Origin of the sequence: Cupriavidus sp. YAF13 (genome assembly GCF_052113425.1) — a bacterium.
GTDB lineage: Bacteria > Pseudomonadota > Gammaproteobacteria > Burkholderiales > Burkholderiaceae > Cupriavidus.
Window position 1 is genome coordinate 69008 of the sequence record NZ_JBFRDD010000003.1, and the last position, 26348, is coordinate 95355.

At 64.3% G+C, this 26348-nt stretch carries 22 protein-coding genes; 12 read left to right on the plus strand and 10 right to left on the minus strand.

The window, feature by feature from the left end; translation table 11 throughout:
* Window positions 1-2 precede the first annotated feature (2 nt).
* The 5 genes from AB4061_RS03780 to AB4061_RS03800 form a co-directional block, all read right to left on the minus strand.
* Complete coding sequence (locus AB4061_RS03780) at window positions 3-827, minus strand: GntR family transcriptional regulator (protein WP_441631031.1); 825 nt, start codon at window positions 825-827, stop codon at window positions 3-5.
* Window positions 828-989: 162 nt separating this feature from the next.
* On the minus strand, window positions 990-1598 hold the full coding sequence (locus AB4061_RS03785; RefSeq protein WP_441631033.1) for a PqiC family protein: 609 nt from the start codon (window positions 1596-1598) through the stop codon (window positions 990-992).
* Complete coding sequence (locus AB4061_RS03790) at window positions 1595-3226, minus strand: PqiB family protein (RefSeq protein WP_441631035.1); 1632 nt, start codon at window positions 3224-3226, stop codon at window positions 1595-1597. The genes AB4061_RS03785 and AB4061_RS03790 overlap by 4 nt, the downstream gene beginning before the upstream one ends.
* Window positions 3210-3884, minus strand: coding sequence for a paraquat-inducible protein A (locus tag AB4061_RS03795; RefSeq protein WP_441631037.1), 675 nt, complete (start codon window positions 3882-3884; stop codon window positions 3210-3212). Before AB4061_RS03795 ends, AB4061_RS03790 begins: the two co-directional genes overlap by 17 nt.
* Window positions 3881-4519 carry a paraquat-inducible protein A gene (locus AB4061_RS03800; protein WP_441631458.1) on the minus strand — a complete coding sequence of 213 codons (639 nt, stop codon included), beginning with the start codon at window positions 4517-4519 and terminating at the stop codon, window positions 3881-3883. The genes AB4061_RS03795 and AB4061_RS03800 overlap by 4 nt, the downstream gene beginning before the upstream one ends.
* Window positions 4520-5086: 567 nt before the next feature.
* Here AB4061_RS03800 and AB4061_RS03805 point away from each other — a divergent pair.
* Window positions 5087-5734, plus strand: coding sequence for a TetR/AcrR family transcriptional regulator (locus AB4061_RS03805; RefSeq protein ID WP_441631039.1), 648 nt, complete (start codon window positions 5087-5089; stop codon window positions 5732-5734).
* Between the two features lie 6 nt (window positions 5735-5740).
* Here the strand turns inward: AB4061_RS03805 and AB4061_RS03810 are convergent, their stop codons facing one another.
* Window positions 5741-6361, minus strand: coding sequence for a TetR/AcrR family transcriptional regulator (locus tag AB4061_RS03810; protein ID WP_441631041.1), 621 nt, complete (start codon window positions 6359-6361; stop codon window positions 5741-5743).
* 468 nt (window positions 6362-6829) lie between these two features.
* On the opposite strand from AB4061_RS03810, the gene AB4061_RS03815 reads away from it, so the two are divergent.
* The 4 genes from AB4061_RS03815 to AB4061_RS03830 are packed head-to-tail and all read left to right on the plus strand — an operon-like array spanning window position 6830 to window position 13133.
* Window positions 6830-7942: an efflux RND transporter periplasmic adaptor subunit gene (locus AB4061_RS03815; protein ID WP_441631043.1), complete on the plus strand. Its 1113-nt coding sequence runs from the start codon at window positions 6830-6832 to the stop codon at window positions 7940-7942.
* Window positions 7939-10992, plus strand: coding sequence for an efflux RND transporter permease subunit (locus AB4061_RS03820; protein ID WP_441631044.1), 3054 nt, complete (start codon window positions 7939-7941; stop codon window positions 10990-10992). The genes AB4061_RS03815 and AB4061_RS03820 overlap by 4 nt, the downstream gene beginning before the upstream one ends.
* A 29-nt stretch (window positions 10993-11021) precedes the next feature.
* On the plus strand, window positions 11022-12386 hold the full coding sequence (locus AB4061_RS03825) for a TolC family outer membrane protein (RefSeq protein WP_441631046.1): 1365 nt from the start codon (window positions 11022-11024) through the stop codon (window positions 12384-12386).
* Window positions 12387-12398: 12 nt separating this feature from the next.
* Window positions 12399-13133, plus strand: a complete 735-nt coding sequence (locus tag AB4061_RS03830; RefSeq protein ID WP_441631048.1) for an MgtC/SapB family protein — start codon at window positions 12399-12401, stop codon at window positions 13131-13133.
* Between the two features lie 120 nt (window positions 13134-13253).
* Here the strand turns inward: AB4061_RS03830 and AB4061_RS03835 are convergent, their stop codons facing one another.
* The gene (locus AB4061_RS03835) at window positions 13254-13694 is read right to left on the minus strand and encodes a CHAD domain-containing protein (RefSeq protein WP_441631460.1); all 441 of its coding nucleotides are present in this window, start codon (window positions 13692-13694) and stop codon (window positions 13254-13256) included.
* Between AB4061_RS03835 and AB4061_RS03840 the strand changes: the two genes are divergently transcribed.
* From AB4061_RS03840 to AB4061_RS03855, 4 genes are all read left to right on the plus strand, one after another.
* Window positions 13693-14184: an acyl-CoA dehydrogenase family protein gene (locus tag AB4061_RS03840; RefSeq protein ID WP_441631462.1), complete on the plus strand. Its 492-nt coding sequence runs from the start codon at window positions 13693-13695 to the stop codon at window positions 14182-14184. The two genes, AB4061_RS03835 and AB4061_RS03840, sit on opposite strands and share 2 nt — an antisense overlap.
* 24 nt (window positions 14185-14208) lie before the next feature.
* Entirely contained in the window at window positions 14209-15294 is a 1086-nt protein-coding gene (locus tag AB4061_RS03845; RefSeq protein WP_441631050.1) for an acyl-CoA dehydrogenase family protein, read from the plus strand.
* A 168-nt stretch (window positions 15295-15462) separates the two neighbouring features.
* Window positions 15463-16458: a Bug family tripartite tricarboxylate transporter substrate binding protein gene (locus tag AB4061_RS03850; RefSeq protein ID WP_441631052.1), complete on the plus strand. Its 996-nt coding sequence runs from the start codon at window positions 15463-15465 to the stop codon at window positions 16456-16458.
* A gap of 106 nt (window positions 16459-16564) precedes the next feature.
* A complete protein-coding gene (locus tag AB4061_RS03855; protein ID WP_441631054.1) occupies window positions 16565-17197 on the plus strand; it encodes an SDR family NAD(P)-dependent oxidoreductase in 633 nt (210 codons plus the stop codon).
* A gap of 190 nt (window positions 17198-17387) precedes the next feature.
* Here AB4061_RS03855 and AB4061_RS03860 read toward each other — a convergent pair whose 3' ends face one another.
* The 3 genes from AB4061_RS03860 to AB4061_RS03870 all read right to left on the minus strand — a co-directional run bounded on the left by AB4061_RS03860 (window position 17388) and on the right by AB4061_RS03870 (window position 22094).
* Window positions 17388-18371 (minus strand): Bug family tripartite tricarboxylate transporter substrate binding protein, encoded by a 984-nt coding sequence (locus tag AB4061_RS03860; protein ID WP_441631464.1) that lies wholly within the window; start codon window positions 18369-18371, stop codon window positions 17388-17390.
* A 112-nt stretch (window positions 18372-18483) separates the two neighbouring features.
* On the minus strand, window positions 18484-19737 hold the full coding sequence (locus AB4061_RS03865) for an alkyl sulfatase dimerization domain-containing protein (RefSeq protein ID WP_441631056.1): 1254 nt from the start codon (window positions 19735-19737) through the stop codon (window positions 18484-18486).
* Between the two features lie 11 nt (window positions 19738-19748).
* Window positions 19749-22094 (minus strand): arylsulfatase, encoded by a 2346-nt coding sequence (locus AB4061_RS03870; RefSeq protein WP_441631058.1) that lies wholly within the window; start codon window positions 22092-22094, stop codon window positions 19749-19751.
* Between the two features lie 355 nt (window positions 22095-22449).
* Here AB4061_RS03870 and AB4061_RS03875 point away from each other — a divergent pair, with 355 nt between their 5' ends.
* From AB4061_RS03875 to AB4061_RS03885, 3 genes are all read left to right on the plus strand, one after another.
* Window positions 22450-23607: a porin gene (locus tag AB4061_RS03875; protein WP_441631060.1), complete on the plus strand. Its 1158-nt coding sequence runs from the start codon at window positions 22450-22452 to the stop codon at window positions 23605-23607.
* A gap of 202 nt (window positions 23608-23809) precedes the next feature.
* On the plus strand, window positions 23810-25129 hold the full coding sequence (locus AB4061_RS03880; protein ID WP_441631062.1) for an MFS transporter: 1320 nt from the start codon (window positions 23810-23812) through the stop codon (window positions 25127-25129).
* 145 nt (window positions 25130-25274) lie between these two features.
* Window positions 25275-25985, plus strand: coding sequence for a TetR/AcrR family transcriptional regulator (locus AB4061_RS03885; RefSeq protein ID WP_441631064.1), 711 nt, complete (start codon window positions 25275-25277; stop codon window positions 25983-25985).
* Window positions 25986-26348: the final 363 nt, after the last annotated feature.

Consider the following 26348-nt stretch of genomic DNA (forward strand, 5'->3'; position numbering starts at 1 on the left):
CTTCAGCCTTGGTTGCGCTCGCTAGCTGCCCGCCGTTGGGGTTCGGTGATGGCGGGTACTGCTTTCAATGCGGAGGCGGGGATGTCGATCTCTGAGACGTAGCGGTCACCCCGATACCAAGTGACGCCTGCGTACAGCACGCTGCCCTTGCTATCAAGAAGACACCGTGACATTTTCGCGACGGGTGAGGCGAACGGGATCTTCAGCATGTCGCACAGTGGAAAATCCGCCGGCATCACGGTCATGCGTTGTCGCACACGTTTGCTCCGCGAGCCCAATTCATCGAGCACCGCGGCGAGTAGTTTTTTGTTCTTGGCGGTGTCCTGGGGCAAGGCTTCGAAGACCGGGGTCAACACATAGATCTCCGCGTAGCAGAACGGTTCGCCGGAATAGGTGTGCAGTTTGCGGACGCAGACGTATTCGCCGTTCGATTGTTCGCCCGGTCCGAGCAGTTCCTGCGGCACCCTGGTGTGGCGCCGGACTTCGAGTACATCAAAGGCGAGCGCCTCAGGCGCGGCGAACGGATCGTTGATCGCCAGTTCGAGGTCGCCCGTGGTGGCGGGCAGGGCCGCCACGTGGGTCCCGATGCCTCGCTGGCTACGAATCAGCCCTTCTTTAGAAAGCAGCTCATACGACTGCCGGACAGTAACGACGGCCACGCCCAGGTCGGCCGCGAGTTGCGTGATCGGCGGCAGCAGCATGCCGAGCGGATATTCGCCCTTTGCGATCCGGTACCTCAACAACGAAGCGAGCCGCTGATATTGCGCAACGCCCCGTTCAGCCGACAGCTCCGCCCTCTCAATCCCCGTCGTTCGATCGTCCGTCATTCCAATTGCCTAACATTCAGATCATAGGAGTATGCACTAGAAGAACGGGACAGGCCCTTAGCGAGCAGGCGTCCACACTGGCTACGTCACTAACTCCTCATCGGTTCGACATCCCGGGTTGGTCGCTGCGCCATATCGCGCTATATGCGTAATGGTGCGCATTTAGCGACTAAGCGATCGCACGCCGACTGCTATATCGGCCGCGGTTGCTGCGAGGATCTCCCGATACGCATTCACCACGCCCTCCATCTGCCCGGGCGCGGGCACCTCTGTTTCGGTGCGGCCGCTCAGAACCTTGCCGTCCGGCAGTCGCCGCACGGTCCAGGCGATGGTCGCCGCTGCCCACTTGCCCACATTGGCGTCGAGGTTTACCACCTCGGTCGTTACCCGGAATGCCGGCTGCGTCGCCGACAGGCCGTGCTGGTAGACATCCACCGCGTCAAGCGTCGATTGCAGTCGCTGCGACAGTGCATCGCGTAGCTCGTCGGGCAATGGGGACGTCCAGCGCGATGTGTCGAGCAGCTTCACCTCCCCGCTGGTGCCGTCACGCACCACCAGCTGAATGCGGTTCAACCGCTCGGGCACGCGCACCGGCGTGACCTCGATCCATAACGGTTCGCTGCTACGGCTGGCACGCCCTGTCATGGCCGGCGCGGCGTTGGAGCGACTGGCAGCCAGCGTGTAGTAGCGCGCCTCGGGTGACGCGCAGCCGCACATCATGGTCGTGGCCGCGGCGGCCAGCGTAAAAAACAGCGTCATACGTTTCATCATTTCTCTTCCCTCTTGCCTTGCAGCAGTGCTTCGGGATGCCGCTCGAGATAATCGGTCAGCGTGCGCAGCGAGACTGCCGTTTGCGTGAGTTCCTGCATCATTCGACGCGTATCCTGCTGCAGCGATGCGTCGGGCGCCAGCGCGCCATCGGCCGTGGCGAGCGTGCGGCGCACATCCTTCAGCGCGGCGAGCACTTCGGGTGCCACATCGCCATTGACCTGTGCCACGAGCTTGTCCGCGTTGACGAGCATTTTGTTCATAGACAACATCGCCGTGCGCGCGTCCTGCCCGATCTGGTCGAACGGCACCTTACCAATCTTGGTCACAATCTCGCCAAGCTTGGCTTGCAGCTCGTCGAAGGTGCCCGGCGTGGTGGGGAACTCAGGCAGCGACCCGTTCAGGTCCAGATCAGCCGGCAGAGGCGCCTTCGGAAAGAAATCGAGTGCCACATATAGCTGGCCGGTCAGCAGGTTGCCGGTGCGCAACTGCGCACGCATGCCGCGCTGTACCAGGCTATGCACGATGGCGAGCTTGCGCGCGTCGTCAGCCACGTCTTTCTCGTGCAGCCCCATGCGAGACGGATAGAGTTCCACCACCACGGGCATGCGGAAGGCCTTCTTGTCACGCTGGTACTCAATGCCGATCGAGCGTACTTGCCCAACGGTCACCCCACGGAAATCGACTGGCGCACCTGGAGACAGGCCGCGCACGGACTGATCGAAGTTGAGGACCGCCAGCGCGGGGGCGAGTTCCTCGGGCTCCTTCATGGCTTCCGATTGGTCCGCCGCAAGCAGGAACTCGGTGTTCTCGGCGGCCGTGGCGTGCGCAGTCGAGTGCTCCGGCGCCTGGAAGGCTAGGCCGCCAAGCATCACGGTGACCAGCGACTGCGTGGACAACTTCAGCCCGTTCGCGTCGAGCTTGAGGTCGACGCCGCTGGCATGCCAGAAGCGCGTATCGGCGGAGACGAGCTTGTCATAGGGCTTGTTGACGAAGACCCGCAGCGTGATGTCGTGGCCGTTCGGCTCGAGTTGATACGCTACGACATGGCCGACCTGCACGCGACGATAGTAGACCGGCGAGCCGATGTCGAGCGAGCCCAGGTCTTGTGCACGCAGCACGAACTGCCTGCCTGAGGCGTCGGCAGTGACAGTCGGCGGGACTTCGAGCCCGGTGAAGCTGCGCGTCACCTCGCCTGACTTGCCGGCATCCACGCCGATATATGCACCCGATAGCAGCGTCTCGAGCCCCGACACGCCGCTCATGGCAAAGCGTGGCCGTACCACCCAGAAGCGCGTGTCGGCCACGGCGAAGGTCTCCGCATCCTTGGTCAGCGCGATCGTCGCGATCACATGCGAACGGTCCGCTGCCAGCCGTGCCGTCTTGACCAATCCGATATCGACGTCCTTGTAGCGCACGGGGGTCTTGCCCGGCGTCAGGCCTTCGGCGGTGCGAAATGTGACGGTGATCTCGGGCCCGCGCGATGCTAGCGTGTTGATCAGCAACGAAAGCCCGACTACCGCCGCAACGATGGGAATCAGCCAGACGAGCGAGGGTAGCCAACGCGCGCGAGGCTTGCGCCCGGGCTGCGGTACACCATGAGGCGGGGAATGATTAGTGTGTTCTGGCATGATCGGAGTGCGGAAATTCGATGGGGGGAGGCGACGTCTCGAGCGCATCCCACAGCAGACGGGGATCAAAGCTCAGTGACGCGAGCATGGTCAGTACGACAACGGCGGCAAAGGCCAGGGCGCCGCCTCCGGGCGCAATCGTGGCCAGCGCCCCGACCTGCACCAGCGAGGCCAGCAGCGCCACGACGAAGATGTCGAGCATGGACCATCGGCCGATGACCTCGACCAGCGCGTAGAGCCGGGTCTGTTCTCGGATGCGCCATGTCGATCTGCGGCGCACCGATATCAGCAGCAATGTCAGGATCATCATCTTCAGCAGCGGGACAACAATGCTGGCAATCAGCACCACGAGCGCCAGCATGTGCGAGCCGGACAGCCATAGATAGATCACGCCGGACATGATGGTGTCGCGCTGTGTACCGAGAATTGACTGCGTCACCATCACCGGGAGCAGATTGGCTGGGATATACAGAAGGTAAGCGGCCAACAGGAAAGCCAAGGTGCGCGACGCGCTGGCTGGCTTGCGATGATGCAGTGCGGCGCCGCAGCGCGGACACGGTCCGGCCTCGAGCGTCATCGGGCTGAGCCGGTCGCAAGCGTGGCATGACAGCAGTCCGCGCGAAGCAGCGGTAGCGTAGGGCAATTGAGTCGCGGTCATGATGCGGCGTCCGGCGAGCAGGTTTGTATGCCATCTGCACCGTGCGCATCAAGGTGATGCCACAGGTCGCGCGGATCGAAGGACAGGATGGCGGCAAGTACGACCACGAGGGCACCGAACGACCAGAGCGCGACGCCAGCAAGCACCTGCGCTATGGTCGACAGCTTTACCACCGTCACCAGCACGCCGATCATGAATACCTCGATCATGCCCCACGGCCGCGTCAGGAGAATGCTGCGCACAAGGCGGTCGAATCCGGGGGGCATGCGGTGCTGCGCCATTGGCACGAGCAGGTAGCACATCATGAGTAACTCGGTCAGCGGAAGCAGGATCGTCGTGGCGAACACGAGCATCGCCACCGGCGACATGTCATGCGCGTAGAGTGCTTGCACGGCGCCCCATAGCGTGGTCTCCATGCGCGAGCCCTTGAGTTCCATAGCGACAATCGGGTACACGTTCGAGATCATGAACAGGATTAGAGCGGTCACCACGAGCGGCAGCAGGCGGCGATAGGCAAGCGCACTGTTGCGATAGAGCGCACCGCCGCAGCGCAGGCAGGTGGCGCGTTCGCCCGGTCGCAGTGCCACGCGCATATGGAGCGCGTCGCAATGCTCGCACGCAACCAGCCGGTGCATGTCTTGTGGTGGATCTGACTGCGGGATGTGGTTCTGATGCACGTCGTGTCCTGGATGGCTATCGGCCTCGTTGCATGAGGCAAGCAGTGCGTCGAGCGCACCGGAATTTTTCGAGATTCCCGCATTCTGCTACAAAATGACTTACATGTCATCATGACAATAAGTATCTTATAAGGATCGCAACGGGCACTTCTGCTGCAGAACGCCTCCTTGTCCCACCGTTTCCAGCTGCATGCAGGCACTATCGTTCCTCAGAACGCTGTCCATGAAAGTTGTCTGCGGAATCCGCGATGGCCTGCCGCATGACATCTTTGCCGCGGCCGAACGGCTGGTTGTCGTGGCGCAGACACTGCGCGACGCTGCGCACTCGGTGCGAGCCGAGGACGGCACTGAGCTTGTTCGTATCAAGGAGGGCGGGGCGTGGCCTACGCCACGGTGTCGGCGTTGTAGCGGCGTATTGATATAATCATCCAATCACATAAGGTCCTCAAATTGAAGATGCCTGCCGCCCCTGATCTTAAAGACCATCGCCCTCGCGTTGCAGCCGAACGGCGTGCACGGATGCGCATGCGTCTCATTGAAAGCGCGATGATCGTCTTTGCGCAAAGAGGTATCGGAGTCAGCGTGATTCCGGAAGTCATCGCGGCAGCTGGCGTCTCACAAGGTTCCTTCTACAACTACTTCCGTACCAACGACGATCTGCTGGCGGCTGTCAGCGAAGCGCTTAGTCACGACATGGTGCAAATGATCGAGAGCGTGGTCGGCGATATCGAAGACCCGGCGTTGCGTGTTGCAACGGGTATTCGCTTGTATCTGCACCTTGCGCGATCCTATCCTGTGGTGGCGCAGTTTCTTTCCGGCACAGGCCTGACCTTGGTCGGCAAGAAGAGTGCCGTGTATGAGTACCTGCCTTCGGATATCAAGGAAGGCCTGAAGACGGGCACGTTTGACGAGGCTTCGGCCGATGTTGCGTTGGACATGGTGGCAGGCGCAGGGGTAATCGCCGTTCACCGTATGGCCCAGGGAAAAACGACCAAGGATTATCCCGAGCGGATTGTCCGGGCGGTGTTGCGGTCGCTCGGCGTGTCTGCATCGAATTCCACAAAGTTGACCTCCGCGCCTTTGCCAAAGCTGGTCGCTCCGCCTGAATCACTGCTCGAAAAGGCACAGGAGAAGCTCGCCGAAATGGCCGAGCCCTCCAACTTGCGAGCGTAGCCAACGCTACGGTACTTCGCCGCTCGCTTCGGCGAGCAAGCCATCGAACAGCACTTCACTCGTATCCAGCGGCGACTTGGATATCGCATCRGCCACSGMTTCCTCCACGCCYAAGGCGCGCAATGCCACGGCRGCGGCGAGYTCCGAGAAATCTTCGCGACATTCGGTTTCAAGCATGCGATGCATTGCGCTCATTGCCGCGCCGGCAACGATATTGAACCCCAGGGCGGTCGGCATGCGCTTGAAGCGCTTGCGTCGAACACCTTCCTCTATGTCCCTGCGGACAAACTCCAGCATATTCGGTGCTTGGTAGCCAGCCCAGCCCAGCCGGCTCAGGATTGCAGCCACACCCGGCTGGCGTATCGTAAGTATCGACGCCAGCCGTATTCCCCTGGCGATGTGCTCGGCCGGGTCGTCATGGCCGCGCACAATGGGGTCGGCGGCCCGCTCCCATTGTTGAGCAATCTTCCCGACAAGCTCCCGCACGATCGCCTCAGACGACGGAAAGTACTTGTAGAACGTGCCACGTGACACCCGTGCGGCCGAGATGATGTCGTCGATGGAAGGCGTCGCGGCGCTGTTCTCTACCATCAAGCGCATCGCACTGTTCAGCAACAGCGAGCGCATACGCTGTCGCCGCTTCGCCGCAACTCGCTGACGGTGGTCGCGAGTCTCCCGCGGTTCTGTATCAGCTGCCAATCTCCTCTGTATCGGGGTCATTGATCTGTCTTCTTCCTCATGGTCAATGAGTCGACATAACCGCGCGCAGAGCACTTCCTGCGCTTTCGGTCTATGCCCATCACGTCACTCCGCGTCCAGCGCTTGTCTCTGCGTCCACTTGTTTGTGGTCGCCACGCACCTTCTTCGTCTCATGTGGAATCCGGTACGTCATAGTCGTCCCGTTCCACGCATAAAATAAATTGTACGTCATCATGACACGTAAGTCAGTATGATGTATATTCCGGGCTATCGGGAAGGGCGAAAGCCCTAACAGGCCTGCCGTCGCTGACGCCAGCACGAGTCCGTGGAGCGGCTCGGTGGCGTGGATCGCTGATGACTCGCAGGCGAGCGACGGACCTTACTGGAGGGCAGAAATTGAACAGGAACTATCGAGCGGCAGCTCTTATCATCATCGCGGCACATCTGCTAGCCGCCTGTACACCGCACTCCGCGTCTGAACACGCGGACGTAAGGCCGGTGCGGACAGTGGTCGCCGGACGTACCGCCGGGTCGGTCGGCGCGACCTACTCAGGCGAGATTCGCGCGCGTTACGAAAGTCAACTTGGATTCCGCACAGCCGGCAAGATCGTCGCGCGCATGGTGGAAGTGGGCAGCCACGTCAAGCGCGGCCAGCCGTTGTTCCAGCTCGACCCCACCCAGGAGACGTTGCAGGTGGCTGCGGCGGGTGCGGAGGCTGATGCGGCAAGGGGCCGGGTGGCCCAGGCGCGGGTGGATGTTCGGCGTACCGAGCAATTGCTCACGCAGAACTTTGCCTCGCAAGCCGAGCTGGACCAGCAGCGGCTGGCGCTCAACCAGGCGGAAGCACAACTGCGTTCTGCACAGGCGCGCCAGCAGCTGAATGCCAACCTGCGCGGTTTTACCACGCTCGTGGCCGACCGCGATGGCGTAGTCAGTGCAATCAACGCGGAAGCCGGGCAGGTGGTCGCGGCCGGGCAGTCGATCGCTACCGTTGCGGCTGACGGCGAACGCGAGGTCTCGATCAGTATTCCGGAGTCGCGAGTCGACGAACTGCGTAAGGCGTCGATGCTGAAGATTACAGTCTGGGCGCATCCGGACAAGTCCTGGACGGGCAAGCTCCGGGAGCTTGCGCCGGATGCGGACAGTGTCACGCGGACGTACTCGGCACGCATTTCCATTCAGGACACGGATCCGGACCTCCTGCGGCTAGGCATGACAGCGTCTGTCATAGCACCGGACGTGGACGGCAACGGCGTTGTCCGCGTGCCGCTGACCGCCATTGTCGACCATGAACATGGCCGGCAGGTGTGGGTGGTTGACCCGAAGACGTCACGGGTGATCGCGCGTGAAGTCAAGCTTGGCGCCGCGCAGAACGACAGCGTCATCGTGGTTGGGGGACTTGCGGGCGGAGAGACCGTAGTGAGTGCCGGCGTGCATATGCTGCAGCCTGGCCAGCAGGTGAAAGTGGCCGAGACAGTGTCTGTCGCCAGGGCAGGAGGTGTGAAGTGAAAGGCATCAACCTGTCCGAATGGGCGCTGAAGCACCAGCAGATGATCGGGTTCCTGCTGTTGCTGTTGTCCGTGGCCGGCGTACTGGCCTACAGCAGCCTGGGTCAGAAGGAGGACCCTGAGTTCACGATCAAGACCATGGTCGTGCAGGCGTACTGGCCGGGGAGTTCCGCGCAGCAGATGGCCGATCAGGTGACCGACAAGATCGAGCGCAAGCTGCAAGAGGTGGCGGAGATCGACTATACGTCCACCTACGTGAAGCCGGGAGAAACTCAGGTTAAGGTCAACCTGCGCGAAGACGTACCACCTGGCGCCGTGCCGGATGTGTGGTACCAGGTCCGGAAGAAGATGGAGGACATCCGGCATACCTTGCCACAGGGCACGCAGGGCCCATTCTTCAATGATGAGTTCGGAGACACGTTCGGTAACCTCTATGCCATCACGGGCGATGGCTTCGACTATGACGACCTGAGACGGATTGCGGACGCCGCACGAAATGAGTTCCTTCGTGTCGGCGACGTCAATAAGGTCGATCTGGTAGGCAAGCAGGAACAGAAGATCTATGTGGAAGTCTCCACCGCCAAGCTCGCCTCGCTGGGGATCGACCCGGCATTGATCGCGTCGACGCTCGCACAAACCAATGCCGTGACATCAGGCGGGACCGTGCAAACCACCGCGGAACAAGTGCGGCTGGCTGTCAGTGGCGAGTTTGACTCGGTCGAAGGGATTCGCGCCATCGGCATCCGTGCTGGCCAACGTACCTTCCGCCTGGGCGATATCGCAGACGTCCGTCGCGGCTTTGTGGAGCCTGCCACCTCGAGGATGCGCTTCAACGGCCGCGAGGCGATTGGACTTGCGGTGAGCATGCGCAAGGGCGGTGACGTGATTCGACTTGGCACAAAGCTTGACGAATCGGTAAAGCGCATCGAGTCCAACCTGCCGGTGGGCGTGCAGATCCATGCGGTCAGCGACCAGCCACGTATCGTCGAGCATTCTGTCTTCGAGTTCAAGAAGAGTCTGGCCGAGGCTGTGGTCATTGTGCTCGTCGTGAGCTTCCTGTCGCTAGGCTTGCGTACCGGACTGGTTGTCGCGCTCAGCATCCCGCTCGTTCTGGCCATGACATTCCTGGCGATGTACGTGATGGGCATTGACTTACAGCGCATCTCGCTCGGTGCGCTGATCATTGCGCTCGGACTGTTGGTGGACGATGCCATTATTGCCGTCGAAATGATGTCGCTGAAGCTCGAGCAGGGCTGGGACAAGTTCCGCGCCGCCACATATGCGTACACGGCCACCGCTTTCCCGATGCTCACGGGCACGTTGATCACAGCTGCGGGCTTTCTTCCCGTCGGCTTTGCGAAGTCGGGCACCGGCGAATATGTGTACTCCCTGTTCCAGGTGGTGGGCATTTCGCTGGTGCTGTCATGGATCGTGGCCGTCCTCTTTACACCCTACATTGGCTTCAAGCTGTTGAAAGAGCATGCGCACGCGTCGCATGATGAGGAGGCGGTCTACCAACGCGGCTTCTACGTCAAGTTCCGCCGCTTCATCAATTTTTGCCTGGAGCATCGCGTGTGGGTGATCGGCATCACGCTCGCCGCTTTCGTGGGCGCACTGGTGCTGTTCAAGGCAGTACCCCAGCAATTCTTTCCGGCATCCGACCGGGCCGAACTGATTGTTGACCTGTGGATGCCGAGGGCGTCGACCTTCGAGGCGAGCCAGCGCGAGGTCCAGAAGCTGGAAGGCCTGCTCAAGGGCGATCCGGACATTGCGGCGGTGACCAGCTTTGTTGGCAACGGTGCGCCACGGTTCTACCTGCCTCTCGATGCGCAGACGCCTAATCTGAACCTCGGCGAGATGCTGGTGATGACGAAGGGCGGTGAGGCGCGGGAGCGGGTGAAGGAGAAGCTCGAGACGCTGTTCAACGGAAGATTCCCGAATGTGCGTGGCCGCGTCAATCACCTGGAGAACGGTCCGCCTGTCGGTTACCCGGTGCAGTTCCGTGTGTACGGGCAGGACAACGCCAAAGTTCGTGCAATCGGGCAGCAGGTGGCGGACATCATGCGTGAAGAGTCGCACGTGCGCCAGGTTAACCTGGACTGGGGCGAACGCATCAAGCGCGTGCAGGTCGACGTCGACCAGGACAAGGCGCGCGCACTGGGTATCAGCTCAGGCCAGATCAAAGAGGCCCTTGAGGCCTCGCTGTCGGGCACGCCGATCACGCAGTACCGCGAGGAAGACCAAGGTATCGACGTGGTCTCGCGCCTCGTCGCCGCGGAACGCACGGACCTGAACAACCTGAAGGACGCAAAGATCTATGTGCGCGACGGCAAGTTTGTACCGGTCTCGCAAGTGGCCCGACTCGCGCTTGACAGCGAGGAAAGCGAACTGTGGCGGCGCAACCGCGTGCCAACGCTGACCGTTCGCGCCGACATCGCGGGGGCGCAGGCACCTGACGTCACGCATGCAATGCAGCCGAAGATCGACGCCCTGGAAAAGGCGCTCCCGCTGGGGTACGGCATCGAGATTGGCGGCGCTTACGAGTCGAGTGCGAAAGCCCAGCGTTCTGTATTCGCGGTGATGCCTGTGACGATCATCGTAGTACTTGTGCTGCTGATGATCCAACTGCAGGACATGAGGAAGATGGCAATGGTCCTGCTGACCGCGCCGCTCGGGCTGATCGGTGTCAGCGCGATCATGGCCGCGTTTCAGATTCCATTCGGTTTTGTCGCCATGTTGGGTGTTATCGCCCTCGCTGGAATGATCATCCGCAACTCGGTGATCCTTGTCGTGCAGATTGATCAGGATGTGGGCGCGGGCGTTGCACTGTGGACAGCCATCGTCGAGGCGGCGGTGCGACGGCTACGCCCGATCGTGCTGACTGCCTTGGCGGCAATTCTGGCGATGGTACCGCTTACCCATTCCGTGTTCTGGGGCCCCATGGCGTGGGCAATCATGGGAGGGCTCGCCGTTGCCACCGTGCTGACGCTCGTCTTCCTTCCCGCTCTGTATGCGACCTGGTACCGGGCCAAGCGCCCTGCGACCGTTTGATCGCAGATGTGACGTTGAGAGTAAATGCGATGAATAGATTGAATATGGCCCTGCGGGCCGGGCAGGTGGCTTTGGGCTGCATGCTTTTCATGAACGCTGGAGCGTCGAGCGCTATCGATCTCGTGGGGGCCTATCAGCAGGCATTGGCGCATGATCCGACGAGCCTCGCTGCGAATGATGCGCTCACGGCGGGACGGGAGAAGGCTGTGCAAGGCGACGCCTTGCTGCGTCCCCGCGTAAGCCTCCAGGCGGCACTGGACCGGATCAACAATCGATCGTCCGCCAACCCGCCTGCCGAGCTCGCGCCGTTGGTCTCCGCCGATAGTTCGGGCACTGCTCGCCAGGCCGGGGTGATGCTCGTGCAGCCGCTGTACGACAGGAGTGCTGTGGCCACGAGACGGCAGTTGCACGAGCAATCCAACCTGGCGCAAACGCAATTCGACCAGTCTCGCCAGGATCTGGCCTTGCGGGTGGCCGAGGCTTACTTCGGCGTCGTGTTGGGCGAGGAGACGCTCCGCGTGGTGCAGGCCGAGAAGGGGGCGTTGCGACAGCAACGCGACCGCGCGAAGGCACGCTTTGACATCGGCCAGGGCAAGATCACCGATCTTCATGAAGCCCAGGCGCGCCTGGATGGGGTGGAGAGCCGCGAGGTCACGGCACAATCTGCGCTCGAACAGCGACGCACGCGATTCCTGGAAACCGTCGGCACGCCGCCCGATCAGCTCAGCGGGTTGGCGCCTGGCTTCGTGCCGCGGCCGCCGGAACCGGACAATCTCACGGCGTGGCAGGCAAAGGGTGAAGAACAGAGCTACCTCGTCAAGACCAGGCAGTCGGAGCACGACATTGCCGGCGCGGAGATCGATAAGTACCGCGTCAGCAGTCGCCCGACCGTCGCGCTCGTGGCGCGTTATGGCGCACAAGGGCAAACCGGCAACCTGGCTCCCTGGATTGCTGGCAGCAACACCCGAACCGCGACGATCGGCTTGCAGCTCAACATTCCGTTGTACGCCGGCGGCGGACTGGATTCGCGCGAGCGGGAATCGGCCGCGAGGAAGAGTCAGGCGGAGCAGGAGATTGCCGCCGCCCGGCGAGACGTGCGTTTGCGGGTGCAGGACGGATTCCTCTCGGTGAAAACCGGCGTGTCGCGCGTCGCTGCACTCGAGCAGTCGCTCACTTCGGCGCGTAGTGCGCTCGCGGCAACGACGCTTGGCCGGGACGTCGGCACCCGTACGCAACCCGACGTGCTCGACGCGCAGCAGCGCGTGTTCACCGCTGAGCTCGACCTGGTCCAGGCACGCCTGGACTACCTCCTTGGCCGTCTGAGGCTTGCCGCGGCGGCGGGCGAATTGAGCGAGGAGACCTTGCGCTCGCTGAACGCCTGGCTCGCAGCCTGATCGCGAAATCCTATGCTAGGAGATCTGCAGCACTATTGGAGCGGCGCCTTTCTCGCCGCCAACGCGTTCATCGGGCTGAACATGGTGGGCGCGCTGCTGCTCGGCATGCTGGTTGGCTACGAGCGCTCGTACAACGGCCGCGCCGCCGGCATGCGCACCTACGGCCTCGTGTGCATGGCGTCGACGGCGCTGACGGTGTTCGTCGGTCACGCGCCGCTCTGGTACGGCGGTGCCACAGCGCACATCCAGGCAGACCCGACCCATACCATCCAGGGCGTGGTCACCGGCGTCGGTTTCCTCTGCGCCGGAGTCATCATGAAGGACGGTATGCGCATCCGCGGCCTCACGACCGCGGCATCCATCTGGGCTGCCTCGGCCATAGGCGTGTTGCTCGGCGTTGGTTTCTATGCCGCAGCGCTGCTGCTCGCCGTGCTGTGCGTGAGCTCGATGTCTTTGTTGCACCGGCTTGAATCCAGGCTTCCGGGGCGCACGACGCTGGATGTGTCTCTGACTTTCCAACCCGGCGAAGCGCCGGATCTCGATCTACTGATCGACAGGGCAAAGTCCCGCGGCTATCGCGTGCTGCACGACAGCCTGACCATCACGTTCGCGGACAATCAGGCCGTGTGGCGAGTCAGCCTGGTCGCGCCGGACAAGGCGCGCGCGCTATCGCCAGCGGGACTGGCGGCCGAGATGGCTGCAACCCAAGGGGTCTCCCGGTTCAGCATTGTGCCGGTGCGCAGTTGAGCCGGGTAGCTTCTTGGCCACGATGCGTGCGCGATGCCGCTCATGCAAGCAAGGCGCGCTGCGTTTCGTCCAGATCCCGATGCCAGTCAGCGCTTTTCAGCCACCGGCAAAGCTCCAGGATCAGCCGCGTGTAGCGCTCGGAATCCACCGCCTGCGCGGCGTGCTGCCCGCAAAGAGATCGAGCACGGAACACAGGCGACGCAGCCCCACGCGCATCTGACGCACGCTTTCCGGGGCGTCGCCACAAATCACCCCGCGCTCGGTTCGGCGCCACCAAGAGCACGCTCCCGCTGGGCCCGGGTGCCGACGGTGGCGAGCAAGAACCGGCTGGACAGCACCAAGACATCCGTGGCGTCCCCGGCTGGGTCCTGCTGCAACCCCGCCTCCCTCGTGCCGCCAGGCAGCCCCCTGGTCTGGTGGCTCCATCGACTGGCTGCCGCCTAGCGTTACCGGCGTCTCTTCACGCCGCCAGCGCGCGAAGCAGGGGATCCTGCGCCGCGAATGGTGCACGGCCGCGCCGGCGGCGGTAAGTGCCATCGCGCCCGTCCCCGGTTGGACCATCGCCAAATCCCTGCTGGAGTACGAGCGCCTGAACCTGGCCCGCGTGGCGGAGAACCGGCGCCGCCTGTCCAAGGTGCGCGCGCTCGGGCTGGAACTGGAGGAGGCGGGTGTGCCGCTGATGCGCCGGCCCTGGTTCATGCGGCGGTACCGCGAGCTGGAGGTGCGCGTTGAAGTGCTGGCCGCCACCGTGCTGCGCTTTCGGCGGCAAGCGCAGGCGGGCAAGCCGTTGGGTGCCGAGACCGGCATGCTGAAGCTGCTCGGCAGCGTGCTGATCCAGGACATCGAGAACCTGGCCGTCGATGCGCTGGGACCAGACACGCTGGCTTATGACCGCGCAGCGCATTTCGAGCCGGCGGCGCCCGAGGTCGGGCGCTCCGCCTATGCGCCGGCGGCGTCGGCAAGGCGCTTCGTTACCCGCGGCTACACCATCGCGGGCGGCTCCAGCGAAATCCAGCACGAGTTGCTGGCCAAGCAAGTGCTTGGGCTCTGAGACGCCGGGACGCAAGGAAACACGATGACGGAACTCACGGAACTCACGGAACTCACTGCAGTCGCGGACCTCACGGAAGAGCGGCGCATGATGCAGGAAAGCGTGCGTCGCTATGTCGAACGCAGTTATGGCTTTGCGCAGCGCAGCGCCGCACTGGCCGAGCCAGCCGGGCTCGCGGCGCAGCACTGGTCGGATTTTGCCGGCTTCGGCTGGCTGGCGCTGGGCCTGCCCGAGGCCTGTGGCGGGTTCGGTAGCGCGCTGGACCAGGCCGCGTTGGCGGAGGAACTGGGGCGCGCGCTGGTGGCGGAGCCCTGGCTAGCCAATGCGGCACTATGCGGCCCGTTGCTGGTGCAGGATGCGGACGAGGTGCAGTGCGGCCATGTCGCCGCCATGGCGGAGGGCCGCCTCAAGCTCGCGCTGGCCGCGCGGGAAATCCAGGGCCGCTACGATGCCTTCGACATTACCGCCACGGCACAGCCCGAGGCGCAGGGATGGCTACTCGACGGCCGCAAGACGCTGGTGCTGGCGGGTGGCGCAGCCGACCTGTTCCTGGTACTGGCACGCACGGCGGGCAAGCGGCGCGACCGCCATGGCCTGAGTCTGTTTGCCGTGCCCGCGAACACAGCCGGCTTGTCGGTCGATGCCTTGCCGACCTATGACGGCCGCCAGACCGCAGCGCTGACGTTGCGCGGCGTGGTGGTCCCCGCGCCCGCGCTCATCGGCGCACGAGATACAGCTTGGCCCCGCGTGGAAGCCGCCATCGACCACGCCACGACCATGGCCTGCGCGGAAAGCGTCGGCACCATGGCGCGGGCGTTCGCGCTGACCCGCGACTACCTCGCCACGCGTGAGCAGTTCGGGCGCGCCATCACCGCCAATCAGGTTATTCGGCATCGGCTGGTGGACCTGTTCGTCTCCATCGAGCAAGCACGTGCCATCACCGAGTCCGCGGCGGCGCGGTTGCAGGACGCGCCGCGCGAGCGCATGCGCGTGGTGTCGCACGCCAAGGCCTTTGTGTCCGCGGCGGGACGCAAGCTGGGCGAGGAGGCGGTGCAATTGCATGGCGCCGTGGGCATGACCGACGAGATGGAAATCGGACGTGTTTGGTGACGTCGACTGGCATCTGGAGCGGCTGGCCGCGCTCGACGACGCCTGCGCAGCGCCCGCGTAAGCCTGTCAAGTATGCGGTGAACGGGGAGGGGCGCCAGCGCGCCCCGGTTTCAAAACAGGCCGGCAATGTACCGGCCTGCGGCAGCGATGCCAGTCAGGAGACAACTTATGTTCAGCACTATCCCGCGCGCACTGACGTTCGCACGGTGCACGGCCATTGCCTTTTCCTTTGGCGCGGCCAGCGCCACAGCGCATGCCGAAGGCGCCTATCCGGCCCGCCCCATCCGGATGGTGGTGCCCTCCGGCGCCGGCACCGTGACCGACCAGACCGCGCGGCTACTGGCCGACCGGCTCACGGTAGCGCTCAAGCAACCGGTCGTCGTCGACAACCGGCCAGGTGCCAACGGGATGCTCGCCAACGAGACCGTGGCGCGCGCCGAGCCCGATGGCTACACATTCTTTACCTACTCCGCGACCACGACCGTCAACCCATGGCTGATGGCGAACCTGCCGTACGACCCGGTCAAGGACTTCACGCCCATCGGGCGCCCCAGCGCGCCGGGCGGCAATGTGCTGGTGGTCACCAGCACCGTGCCGGTCAAGTCGCTGCAGGCATTGATCGGCTACGTCAAGGCCAGCCCGACCGAGCTGGCCTATTGCTCCTGGGGCGTGGGCTCCGGTGGCCATCTAGCCATGGAGGTGCTGAAGGCCAGGACGGGCATCAAGCTGCGGCACGTGCCCTACAAGACGGCGACCCAATGCAGCAACGACCTGGCCGCCGGGCACGTGCAGATAGGCTTCGCGGATTCGGTGTCCGCGTTGCCGCACCTGAAGTCCGGCCGCATTCGCGCCGTGGCGGTCTCCGGGCCGGAGCGGCTGCTACCGCTGCCCGACGTGCCAACCATGTCGGAGCAGGGGGTGAAGTTCGACTACGCCAGCTGGCTGGCCGTGTTCGGGCCCCGGAGCCTGCCGGCGTCGATCGTCTCGCGGCTCAACGCGGAGATCAACGAGATCATCGCGTCACCCACCGAGCGCGCGCGCTTCGAGGCCATGTACCTGCGGCCCGGCGCGCCGTCCAAGCCCGAAGACCTTGGCCGGCTGGTGCGCGATGACCTTGCCGCCTGGGGCGAAGCCGTCAAGATTGCCGGGCTGAAGGCGGAGTAGCGGCGCGACGTCGGATCAAAATAGAAAAAAATGACAACTGGATCAATCCGGTGAGCCAGGTGAGGTTTCCCGAACCGCTCACACTTCATTCTCAACAGGAGCCCCTATGAACACCAATCCGGCGCAGCCAGACCTGCGCGGCAAGGTCGCCGTCATCACCGGTGCCGGGCGCGGCATCGGCCGTGCCATTGCGCTGGCCTACGCCCAGGCTGGTGCCGCCGTGGTATGCAGCGCGCGCAAGACGGCGGAGATCCAGGACACGGTGCGCCAGATCGAAGCGGCCGGCGGTATGGCCGCCGCGGTAACGGCGGACGTGTGCGACTACGCTGCCATGGAAGCCTTGTTCGCGGCAAGCGCGGAAAGGTTCGGCGGCGTAGACATCGTGGTGGCCAACGCCGGGGTCTCGCTGCAGAGCCGCAAGGTCGAGCATTGCGATCCCGCCCAGTGGCGGCAGACCATCGAGGTCAATCTGGTTGGTGCCTTCCATACGGCGCGCGCCGCCATGGCGCATCTGCGCCGGCGTGGCGGCGGCAAGATGATCTTTACCGGTTCCGGCTCGCGCTACCGGCCAAATCCGGGGATGTCATCCTACGCCAGCGCCAAGATAGGCATGTGGATGCTCACGCAGACACTGGCCGTGGAATTGCAGGACGCCAACATCAGCGTCAATGAACTGATCCCGGGGGCCTGTGCGCACCGAGATGACCGGCTTCGGCGAGACATTCGCGCCAGCCGGTGAATGGATGAAGAATCCGGAGGACGTGGTGCCACTGGCGTTGTTCCTGGCAGGACAGGGCGATGCCGGGCCGACTGCCCAGAGCTTCAGCCTGATGCGGCGCGCCGGCTAGCGGGGCTGGCCCCGCAGCGCCAGCCGGAACGCATGCGGCGTCTGCCAGGGTTGGTGACTGGCAATCCGCGATGGAGAGCGTCTACTCGGCGCTGATGTGGTTTGCTCGGATGACTTCGCTCCACGTCCGGATATCGCTGCGCACGGTCTGCGCGAACTGCTCGCTGCTTTTGGGCGGCATCTCGGACATGTTCAACTGGATGAAGCGCTCGCGCATCTCCGGGTCGGCCAGCACGCGGTTCACCTCCGCGTTAAGGCGTTGCACGATCGGCGCCGGTGTGCCGGCCGGCGCGAACATGCCATACCAGCTATCGGTGTTAAAGGGAAAGCCCTGCTCGGTCATGGTGGCAAGGTCGGGCAGGGCCGGCCCGCGGCGCGTGCCGCTCAGCGCCAGGACCCGTATCTTGCCGGCGCGGATCAACTGCAAGGGCGAGGAAGAATCGACGAAGGCCACCTTGACGATGCCGCCCTGCAGGTCGTTCAGGATTTGCGGCACCGTCTTGTATGGCACGTGCCGCAGCTTGATGCCGGCCTGCATCTTGAGCGACTCCATAGTCAGGTGGCCGCCGGAGCCCACGCCCCAGGAGGCGTAGTCGTAGGCATCGGGATTGGCCTTGATGTAGGCGACGAACTCTTTCAGGTTGCGCGCGGGGAAATCCGGCGACACCACCAGGAAATTGCCCCCTGAGCCAACCTGGGCCACCGGGATCAGGTCGCGCAAGGCATCGTAGGGCAGCTTCGGCTGCAGGGTCTGGTTGATTACCACGGACGCCGCATAGGTGAACAGCAGCGTGTAACCGTCCGGCTTGGCCTTGGCGACGGCATCATTGCCGATCATGCCGGTAGCGCCGGTCTTGTTGTCGATCACGATGCTTTGCTTGAGCGCCTTGCCCAGGCGCTCGGCTAGCAGGCGGGCAAAGAGGTCGGTGCCGCTACCGGCCGAAGACGGTACAACCAGGCGGATAGGCCGCGCCGGCCAAGCAGGTTCGGCATGGGCCGCGCCAGCCGCCGCCAGGCTGCCGGCGCTTGCCAATGCCGCCATGGCGATCCCGCCGAGGCTGCGCATGGCATGCCGCCGTGTGATGACGCCGCTCCGCACAGGGTTGGGCGATGGGCAATGCTTTGCGATGTTGGACATGTTTGTCTCCCTTGGAGCCCGTGAGGGGCCTGTGCCAGCGTCAGCGAATGCCAAAGGCGTGCCCGTTGCCTTGCTCGATCATGTCCGCGGTTGCCGTATAGAGGCTGCGCGACACATAGCTTCGGACCTGGCCGGCGCGCTCGCGCAGCCAGCGTGCCTTGAGCGACCTTGCCTTGGCGAGCGTGGGCGTATCGTCGCGCGCGGTGGCCAGCACGTCGATCACATGCAGGGCGAGCTGGGTCTCCCCGCGTTTTGCCAGCGCCTCTGCATGGCGGATCACGGCGTCATGGTCGGCGATGGCCGCGACGATCTCCGCGGCCGCGCGCTCGGGCGGTGCCGGATGCAGGGAGGTCGGGTTGCGGTCCCACCACCCATTCTCCGAGCGGTAGATGTCGCGTGCGATGTAACTCGGATCGCCATAGGTCGGCCGCATCCAGGGCTGGTCGAACAGCTCGGGCGGCAGTTCCAGCGACGCCAGTACCTCGCGCTCGCCGCAGCCCGCATTCATCAGCCTGACAACCTCGTCGCGCAGCCAGCGCAGCGCGCGCGCCGTCTGCGTCAGGACGTGTTGGCACGATTCGCTGCCTTCAAGGGTTGCGCCAAACTCGCGCACCACCGTGCTTGGCTGGAGCGCGGCAAGCCGCTCCAGCGTCTCGGCCCAGCGCACGGTGTCACGCAGGGTGCGCAAAGGTGTGCCGATATTCGGGATCGAATCGATGACGGCCGGGCCGCCGTACAGCAGCCGCGGGCCCGGTAGCCAGACGGCGATGGCGTCGTCGGTTTCCGACGGGGCCCAGATGATCTCGGCGCGCCGCGCACCCTGTCCGAGGGTCAGCCCATCGGTGAAGGTCTCGGTTGGAGCGGGGCAAACCAGGCGTCCGGCGAGCTTGCCGGCGCGGTGCCGGAACTGGATTTCGGCCATGCGCTCCTGCAGGCCCATGGTGGCCTGGTAACGGGCCCGGCGGCCGATCACATTGGCGTGGGCGATCACGCGCGGCGCCGGCTCCCCGCGCTCGCTCGCATGTGCCAGCCATTCGGGCAGGCCGGCGTTGTAGCCGATGTGGCCGTGGCTGAAGCAGATGGCGATGACCGGCAGGTCCGTACGGGCGCGCAGGGCGGCAATCATGCCGCGCGTGACCTTGCCGCCGGGGCCAGCATCCACTACCAGCAAGCCGCCGCCAACGTCGGCCACGAACGACTGGCCTTGGCCGTGCAGCAGCCATACGCCTTCTGCCACGGCCTCGCAGCCAGTGCCTGTCACGAGTGCCGAAGGGCGGTCTTCGATGTCTTGCATGTTCTGTCTCCTTATTTGTAGCGCAGCCAGACTTCATGGACGGTGCCGCTGAAGCGGAACGGTGCGCGGTCGAAATACTCGTGCGCGACGGGCGAGCCGAGGTCGCACCCGACGTCGAAGGTTTCACACGCACTGAAGGCGCCAGGCACCGTGATGCCTACCTCCGCCGCGGCAATCCGCTCGCCGTTCACGCGTAGCACATAGCTGGCGGCGCGCCTGGGCGCGTGGCCTTCAGACATCGTGAACTCGATCTCCAGGGCGTGCCTGCCTGCAGGGAGGCGATCAGGCGAGCGCACTTTGTAGCGGTACATCCCCAGCATGTTGTATTCGTAGGCGAGGTAGCCGTCGTCCATGAAGAGGCTGACGCCGCCGTTGAATCCGCCCATGGCGTAGAGCACGCCGCTGGCGCGCTCGCCGAACTCGGCATCCACGGTGGCGATGTGGTCGCGGGAGCGGATGTTCGGCGCGGCGTTCTCGGGAATGCGCGTGATGTCCCCACTAAAGCGCCAGGCAGTCTGCTTGGGGGCAACGCGGTCTGTCGGATGGATCACCACCCGATAGACCGCGCCCAGCGGATAGACCTTGTTGATCCCCGCCTGTGCGGCGAACATATCCTTCATCTGCGCCAGCTTCCCGGGCTGTTCCTGGGCCAGGTCCCGTGCCTGCGAGTAGTCCGCGCAGATGTGGTACAGCTCCCAGACATCGTTGTCCGGATCCCAGGTATCCAGCCCTGGCGTCACGGTAATCCAGGGAATGCGCGGCCCGAACACACCTGCCGTCCAGCCATCGTGATGCACCATGCGGCTGCCGGCGACCTCGAAGTACTGCACGCCCTTGCGGCCGGCCGCGGCCGGCTCGGCAAAGGTGTAGGCCATCGATATGCCGTCCAGCGAATCCTGCGCCACGCCGTTGAGTTCAAGCGGCGCGGTGATGCCGAGGATGTCGTAGATGGTGGGCGCGATGTCGTTCACGTGATGGAACTGCGTGCGCGGCACGCTATCCGGCTTGATGCCGCGCGGCCACGAGACCACCAGGGGCGTGCGCGTGCCACCGAAGTGGGCGGCAATCAGCTTGGTGCTCTGAAATGGCGTGGATCCGGCCCAGGCCCAGCCGGCGTGGTACATATTGTTGGTCTTGCGGCCGCCCAGCGCGTCGAGCCCGCCCAGGCCATCCAGAACGTCAAGATGCTGCTCGATCGTGCTGGGGATGCGGTTCTGCGCAAGCAATTCGACAACGGTGCCGTTCTGTCCTTCCGCGCTGCCGCCGTTGTCGCTGAACACAAAGAACACCAGCGTGTTCTCGCGCAAGCCCAGGCGTTCCAGTTCGTCGATGATCTTGCCAAGCTGCGCGTCGGTATGTTCCAGGAAGCCCGCATAGACTTCCATCAGCCGCCTCTGGAAAGGGCGTTCGGCTTCGGGGATGCTGTCCCAGCCTGGCAGGGTGTCGGGGCGCGGCGTGAGCTCTGCGGATTCCGGGATCCAGCCCATTTCCTTCTGGCGCGCGAAAGCGCGTTCCCGGTAGGCATCCCATCCGTCGTCGAACTTGCCCTTGTACTTGTCGGTCCATTCCTTGAAGACCTGATGTGGCCCATGCACCGCGCCAGGCGCCCAGTACATCATGAATGGCTTGTCCGGCGTGATGGCGCTATGGCGGCGCAGCCAGCGCGCGGCCTTGGCGGCCATGTCCTCGGTCAGGTGGTAGTTATCGTCGTGCGGTGGCTCGATCAGCGTGGTGTTCTCGACCAGGCGCGGCTCGTACTGGGAGCTTTCGCCGCCCAGGAAGCCGTAGAAGTGGTCAAAGCCGTGACCTGTGGGCCAGCGGTCGAACGGGCCCATCGGCGTGGTCAGGTTGGCCGGTGTGTTGTGCCATTTTCCAAAGGCGGCGGTGTTGTAGCCCCAGGCCCGAAGCACTTCGGCCAGGGTGCCGGCACTTTTGGGAATCACCCCAACGTAGCCGTCCCAGTCTGTGGCGTATTCGGAAATATGCCCGTAGCCGACGCGGTGCGCGTTACGCCCGGTGAGCAGCGAGGCGCGCGTGGGCGAGCACACGCCGCAGTTATGAAAGGCGTTGTAGCGGATGCCGCTGTCGGCTAGCCGCGTGAGCGTGGGCGTATGGATTTCGCCGCCGAAGGTATCCGGGTGCGCAAAACCCGCGTCGTCCAGCATCACGATCATCACGTTGGGCGCGTCCCGCAGCAGCGGCTCCGCTTTGCGGCGCTTGTGGGTGGACTCGGACAGCTTGCGTCCGGCCACGCTGGCACTGGGCGGCGCGGGAAAGGGCAGGTGGCTGCCCGCACCGGGGGTGGTGTTGTAGGTGCCGATACCGGACCCGGCCTCGGTCTTTTCGGGCTTTTCCATGCCGTCTCTCTCCATGTTTGGGCGCTGCATACGTGTAATGGGCAGGTCAGGATAGCAATAATCTCCTGCATTAATACTTAGCATTATCCCTAGCGCGCTGATGCGCGGACCGCCAGTCATGTGGCGTCCTGGCCGCAACTGTGCCGCAGTTGTGCTGCAGGATGCACGCCACCGGTGATGAGCCGGGGACAGGACGCAACGCGATCGGGAAATCCCCAGATGCCTGAACGGATTCGTGCATTTAATCTCTTGAATTACAGATTAAGACATCGGATTAAAAAGAGGCATGGCGCGTTCGAGCGCGGCACGCATGTCCATGTGCGATCCCTTCAACGAACACAACGGAGGAAGACTGATGAAGAAGAAAGTGCTGTTCGCCGTGGCCGCTGCCAGCGTCTTGGGGCAGGGGGCTTATGCGCAATCGTCGGTGACGCTGTACGGCGTCGTGACCGCAAGCATGCAGTACGTGAACCATGCGCAAAACGTGACCAACGGCGTGTTGGCGCCGGGCAGCGGCTCCCAATACCTGATGAACTCGTCGGGCATCGCCCAGTCGCGCTTCGGCCTGCGTGGCGCGGAGGATCTCGGCGGCGGGCTGCAGAGCCTGTTCGTGCTGGAAAGTCAGTTCAACACCGACAACGGCCAGCTTGGCGGTGGCCTGTTGTTCGGCCGGCAAGCCTTTGTGGGCTTGAAGGGCGGCTACGGGCGGGTGACCTTCGGGCGCCAGTACACGTCTTCCTTCCTGACCATGGGCAACTTCATGCCCGCGGCCTACGCGCCCGAGTTCGAGCCGGTAGTGGGCTTTGCCGGTCCGAGCTTCCGCGAGAGCAACATGGTCCAGTACCAGGGCCAGTTCGGCGGGGTCTCGCTGAACACGCATTGGTCCCTTGGCGAGCGCAGCGGCAGCCTGGCCGCGGGGTCGGCTTATGGCATCGGCGCCTCCTACTTTTCCGATGGCTTTGGCCTTGGTGTGGCCTATGACGAGGTGAAGACGCTTAACACTGCCCAGGCTACCGGCGCCTCCGGCTCGAACGACTATGGCCGCGACATGCGCGCCGCCATCGGCGCGAGCTATATGCTGGGCAAGGTCAAGCTGATGGGTGGCTACCGCTGGGGCAATTCGGTGGCGCCCGCCACCGGTACGCCTACGCTGTTGCCGCATCGCGACGATATGTACTGGCTGGGCCTGAACTGGGAAGCGACCTCGGCGCTGCGCCTGACATTGGCCTATTACTACGACGACATCAAGCAGGCCACCATTGCCGGCACCAAGGTCAAGCCGCAGAATCCGCAGCAATATCTGGCGCTGGCGGATTACAGCATTTCCAAGCGGACCGATTTCTTCGCCGCGGCGATGTATGCGCGCAATGCTTCGCTGAACTGGGACAACATCGCTTACCTGCCCAACGGGCAGTCGGTCGGCTACCTGCCGTCCACCGCCCAGACGTATTACAAGACGCCCGGCGCCAGCGGGCAACTCGGCATTTCGCTGGGTATCCGCACGATCTTCTGAGGACGCTGTCCCGCGTGCGGCGCTGCATGCGCCGCACGCCAGGCCGATCCGGCGGGTACGAGGAAAACCCCAGTGTGCGCTGCGTTCGATTATAACTAAGCTCGATGCCCGGGATAATCCTGGGGATTAATTCAAGGTGATCGGTGCGGCACCCGAGGCGGTTCTCGGCGTGCCCGCCGCATGCGCCATGGAGTACTGAACCATGCCGGATTCGTTGACGACTTCCCCGCCGCAGGGCGCCATGCGCGACCAGGGTGCCGCCGTGCGCGCCGACGCGTACCAGCCCCGCAAGGCTTGGGCAATGGCCACCTGGCTGACGGTGTTCTCCTCCATCAACTTCCTGGACAAAGTCGTGCTGGGCATGGTGGCCGTGCCGGTCATGCGCGAGCTTCACCTCAGCCCGACGCAGTTCGGCCTGATCGCGGGCAGCTTCTTCTGGCTGTTCTCGGTGTCGGCGGCCATCGTGGGCTTTATCGGCAACCGGGTGGCGGCGCGCTGGCTGCTGCTGGCCATGGCGATCCTGTGGTCGCTGGTGCAGTTTCCGGTGGCGTTCGCCTCCGGCGCCGCGGCGCTGCTGGCATCGCGCGTGATTCTCGGCGCGGGCGAGGGACCGGGCTTTCCGGTATCGGTGCACGCGCTGTACAAGTGGTTCCCACACGAGAAGCGCAACCTGCCGGTGGCCCTGATCAACCAGGGCGCGGTATTCGGCTTGCTGCTGGCAGGGCTAGCCGTGCCCTTCATTACGCAGCACTGGGGCTGGCGCGCCAATTTCCTCCTGCTGTCCGCCGCGTCGGCACTGTGGGCGCTGGGCTGGCTGTGCTTCGGCCGCGAAGGCACGCTGCAGGCCGAGCCGGTGCGGCGCGGCGAAGCGGGCCGGCGTGTGCCTTACCGCCGGCTGCTCACGGATGCGACCGTGTTGTCGGGCTTCGTGGCCGGCTTCGCGGCGTATTGGGGGCTCGCCCTGGTGCTGACCTGGATGCCGTCCTACCTGGAGCAGGGGCTGGGATATGACGATGTGACCGCCGGCAGGATGTTCGCGGTCATCGTGGCCGTTGGCGTGCCGGTCAGCCTGACGCTGAGCTGGTGCTCGCAGCAGTTGCTGCGGCGGGGCGCTTCCTCGCGCGTGGCGCGGGCGGTGTTCGGCAGCGCTTGCGTGGGCGCCGGCGGCTTGCTGTTCCTGGCGCTGCCGCTGCTTTCGCTTGCGCCGGGGGGGAAGGTGGCGATGCTGGCGCTGGCGGCTACGCTGCCGCCGGTTGCGTTCGCGGTCGGGCCGGCCATTCTTGCCGAGATCGTTCCCGAGGCGCAGCGCAGCGCCATCATCGCGCTGAGCACGGCGGTGGCGACCAGCGCCGGCGCGATCGCGCCGGTGGTGATGGGGCGCCTCGTGCAGGTGCAGGGCCATGCCGGCGCGCACGGCTTCGAGCTTGGCTTCACGGTGTGCGGCGCGGTCATGCTGGTTGGCGCCATCATCGGCGTGCTGGGCCAGAATCCCGAGCGCTCGTTGCGGCGCTTGCGCGGCTAGTCATACTTACCTCAGGCGCGGGCAGCATGCTTGCCCGCTTGATGGCATTGCACCCATAATTCCAAATATTAAAATATGGGAACAACAGTTTATGAGCCATGGACGCCAGCGTTCTCTTGCAACGGTCCTTGCCGATAGCGCGCTAATGGAAAAGCCGCCGGCGCGAAAGGCTTCAGCCGAGGTCGGGCAGGCCACCGGCAATCCGCTGGAAAGCGAGACTGCCCGGCGCATGCTCGAGATCGCCGAGCGCCTGTTTGCCGAGCATGGTGTCGAACTGGTGCCGCTGCGCCAGATCGTGGTCGAAGCGGGGCAGCGCAACCGCTCGGCGCTGCACTATCACTTTGGCTCGCGCGAGGCGCTGGTCAGCCAGTTGCTGAATTTCCGCCTGACCCATATCAACAAGGTGCGCAACCACTACCTGGACGAAGTCGAGGCGGCCGGCCTGGGTGGCGATGTGCGGGCCATCGTGGAAGCATCGATCAGCGCGCTTGCCGATACCATCTGCGACACGCAGTGGGGCGCGCTCTATGTGCAGGTGCTGGCGCAGGCCACCTTCAGCCCGAGCCTGCTCAACGCGGACATGATCGATTTCGACGCGATGTCCGGCGTGCTGCGGGCCAGGAAGATGATTGCCGCTGCCTTGCCCGGCATCCCGCGCAAGGTCTTGCATAACCGCCAGATGTGGTTCAACAACAGCGTGGTCTATTCGCTGGCGCAGTGGTGCCGCCAGACCCAAGGCCCTGCAAAGCGCGGCCAGCCTCCCGTCGCGGACCTGGTGGATTACTGCACCGCCGCGCTGATGGCGCCCATCGGCAAGCTGCGGGCGGTGTCGCGCAGCAGGAGCCGGCCGGCTTGACGTGAGGCCGGCAGTTCAGAGTCAAATGACCAACGTTCAGGGTTGGGTGAATCTCGACTGCAGTAGCGTGGGGTGCGGTCAGCCCCCACGACTGTGGGCTGATGCTCGGGCGCGGGCCACAGGGCTGCTGGCTGCATTCAGGACCTGGCCCGCGGCCGAGTCAGGTGACGACTGAGCGAAGCCACACCCGTCAAGCGCATCTATGCCTTCAGCGATCGTACGGGGTCACGGAGTCCATTTGGGACGAAGGGCCGCTCCTGGCCACTAGGAGATGCTGCCGCGCTCCCGGCCAATGACTGTTACTGACGCGGTAGCACTCATTGACTGCTCAGAGAACTCCGTCGCGATGGATATTGCAACCCG

Coding starts and splice junctions, on each gene's coding strand:
- AB4061_RS03780 (WP_441631031.1), bottom strand. CDS start 827: ATGACGGACGATCGAACGACGGGGATTGAGAGGGCGGAGCTGTCGGCT.
- AB4061_RS03785 (WP_441631033.1), bottom strand. CDS start 1,598: ATGATGAAACGTATGACGCTGTTTTTTACGCTGGCCGCCGCGGCCACG.
- AB4061_RS03790 (WP_441631035.1), bottom strand. CDS start 3,226: ATGCCAGAACACACTAATCATTCCCCGCCTCATGGTGTACCGCAGCCC.
- AB4061_RS03795 (WP_441631037.1), bottom strand. CDS start 3,884: ATGACCGCGACTCAATTGCCCTACGCTACCGCTGCTTCGCGCGGACTG.
- AB4061_RS03800 (WP_441631458.1), bottom strand. CDS start 4,519: ATGCACCGGCTGGTTGCGTGCGAGCATTGCGACGCGCTCCATATGCGC.
- AB4061_RS03805 (WP_441631039.1), top strand. CDS start 5,087: ATGCGTCTCATTGAAAGCGCGATGATCGTCTTTGCGCAAAGAGGTATC.
- AB4061_RS03825 (WP_441631046.1), top strand. CDS start 11,022: ATGAATAGATTGAATATGGCCCTGCGGGCCGGGCAGGTGGCTTTGGGC.
- AB4061_RS03830 (WP_441631048.1), top strand. CDS start 12,399: ATGCTAGGAGATCTGCAGCACTATTGGAGCGGCGCCTTTCTCGCCGCC.
- AB4061_RS03835 (WP_441631460.1), bottom strand. CDS start 13,694: ATGGTCCAACCGGGGACGGGCGCGATGGCACTTACCGCCGCCGGCGCG.
- AB4061_RS03845 (WP_441631050.1), top strand. CDS start 14,209: ATGACGGAACTCACGGAACTCACGGAACTCACTGCAGTCGCGGACCTC.
- AB4061_RS03850 (WP_441631052.1), top strand. CDS start 15,463: ATGTTCAGCACTATCCCGCGCGCACTGACGTTCGCACGGTGCACGGCC.
- AB4061_RS03855 (WP_441631054.1), top strand. CDS start 16,565: ATGAACACCAATCCGGCGCAGCCAGACCTGCGCGGCAAGGTCGCCGTC.
- AB4061_RS03860 (WP_441631464.1), bottom strand. CDS start 18,371: ATGCGCAGCCTCGGCGGGATCGCCATGGCGGCATTGGCAAGCGCCGGC.
- AB4061_RS03865 (WP_441631056.1), bottom strand. CDS start 19,737: ATGCAAGACATCGAAGACCGCCCTTCGGCACTCGTGACAGGCACTGGC.
- AB4061_RS03870 (WP_441631058.1), bottom strand. CDS start 22,094: ATGGAAAAGCCCGAAAAGACCGAGGCCGGGTCCGGTATCGGCACCTAC.
- AB4061_RS03875 (WP_441631060.1), top strand. CDS start 22,450: ATGAAGAAGAAAGTGCTGTTCGCCGTGGCCGCTGCCAGCGTCTTGGGG.
- AB4061_RS03880 (WP_441631062.1), top strand. CDS start 23,810: ATGCCGGATTCGTTGACGACTTCCCCGCCGCAGGGCGCCATGCGCGAC.
- AB4061_RS03885 (WP_441631064.1), top strand. CDS start 25,275: ATGGAAAAGCCGCCGGCGCGAAAGGCTTCAGCCGAGGTCGGGCAGGCC.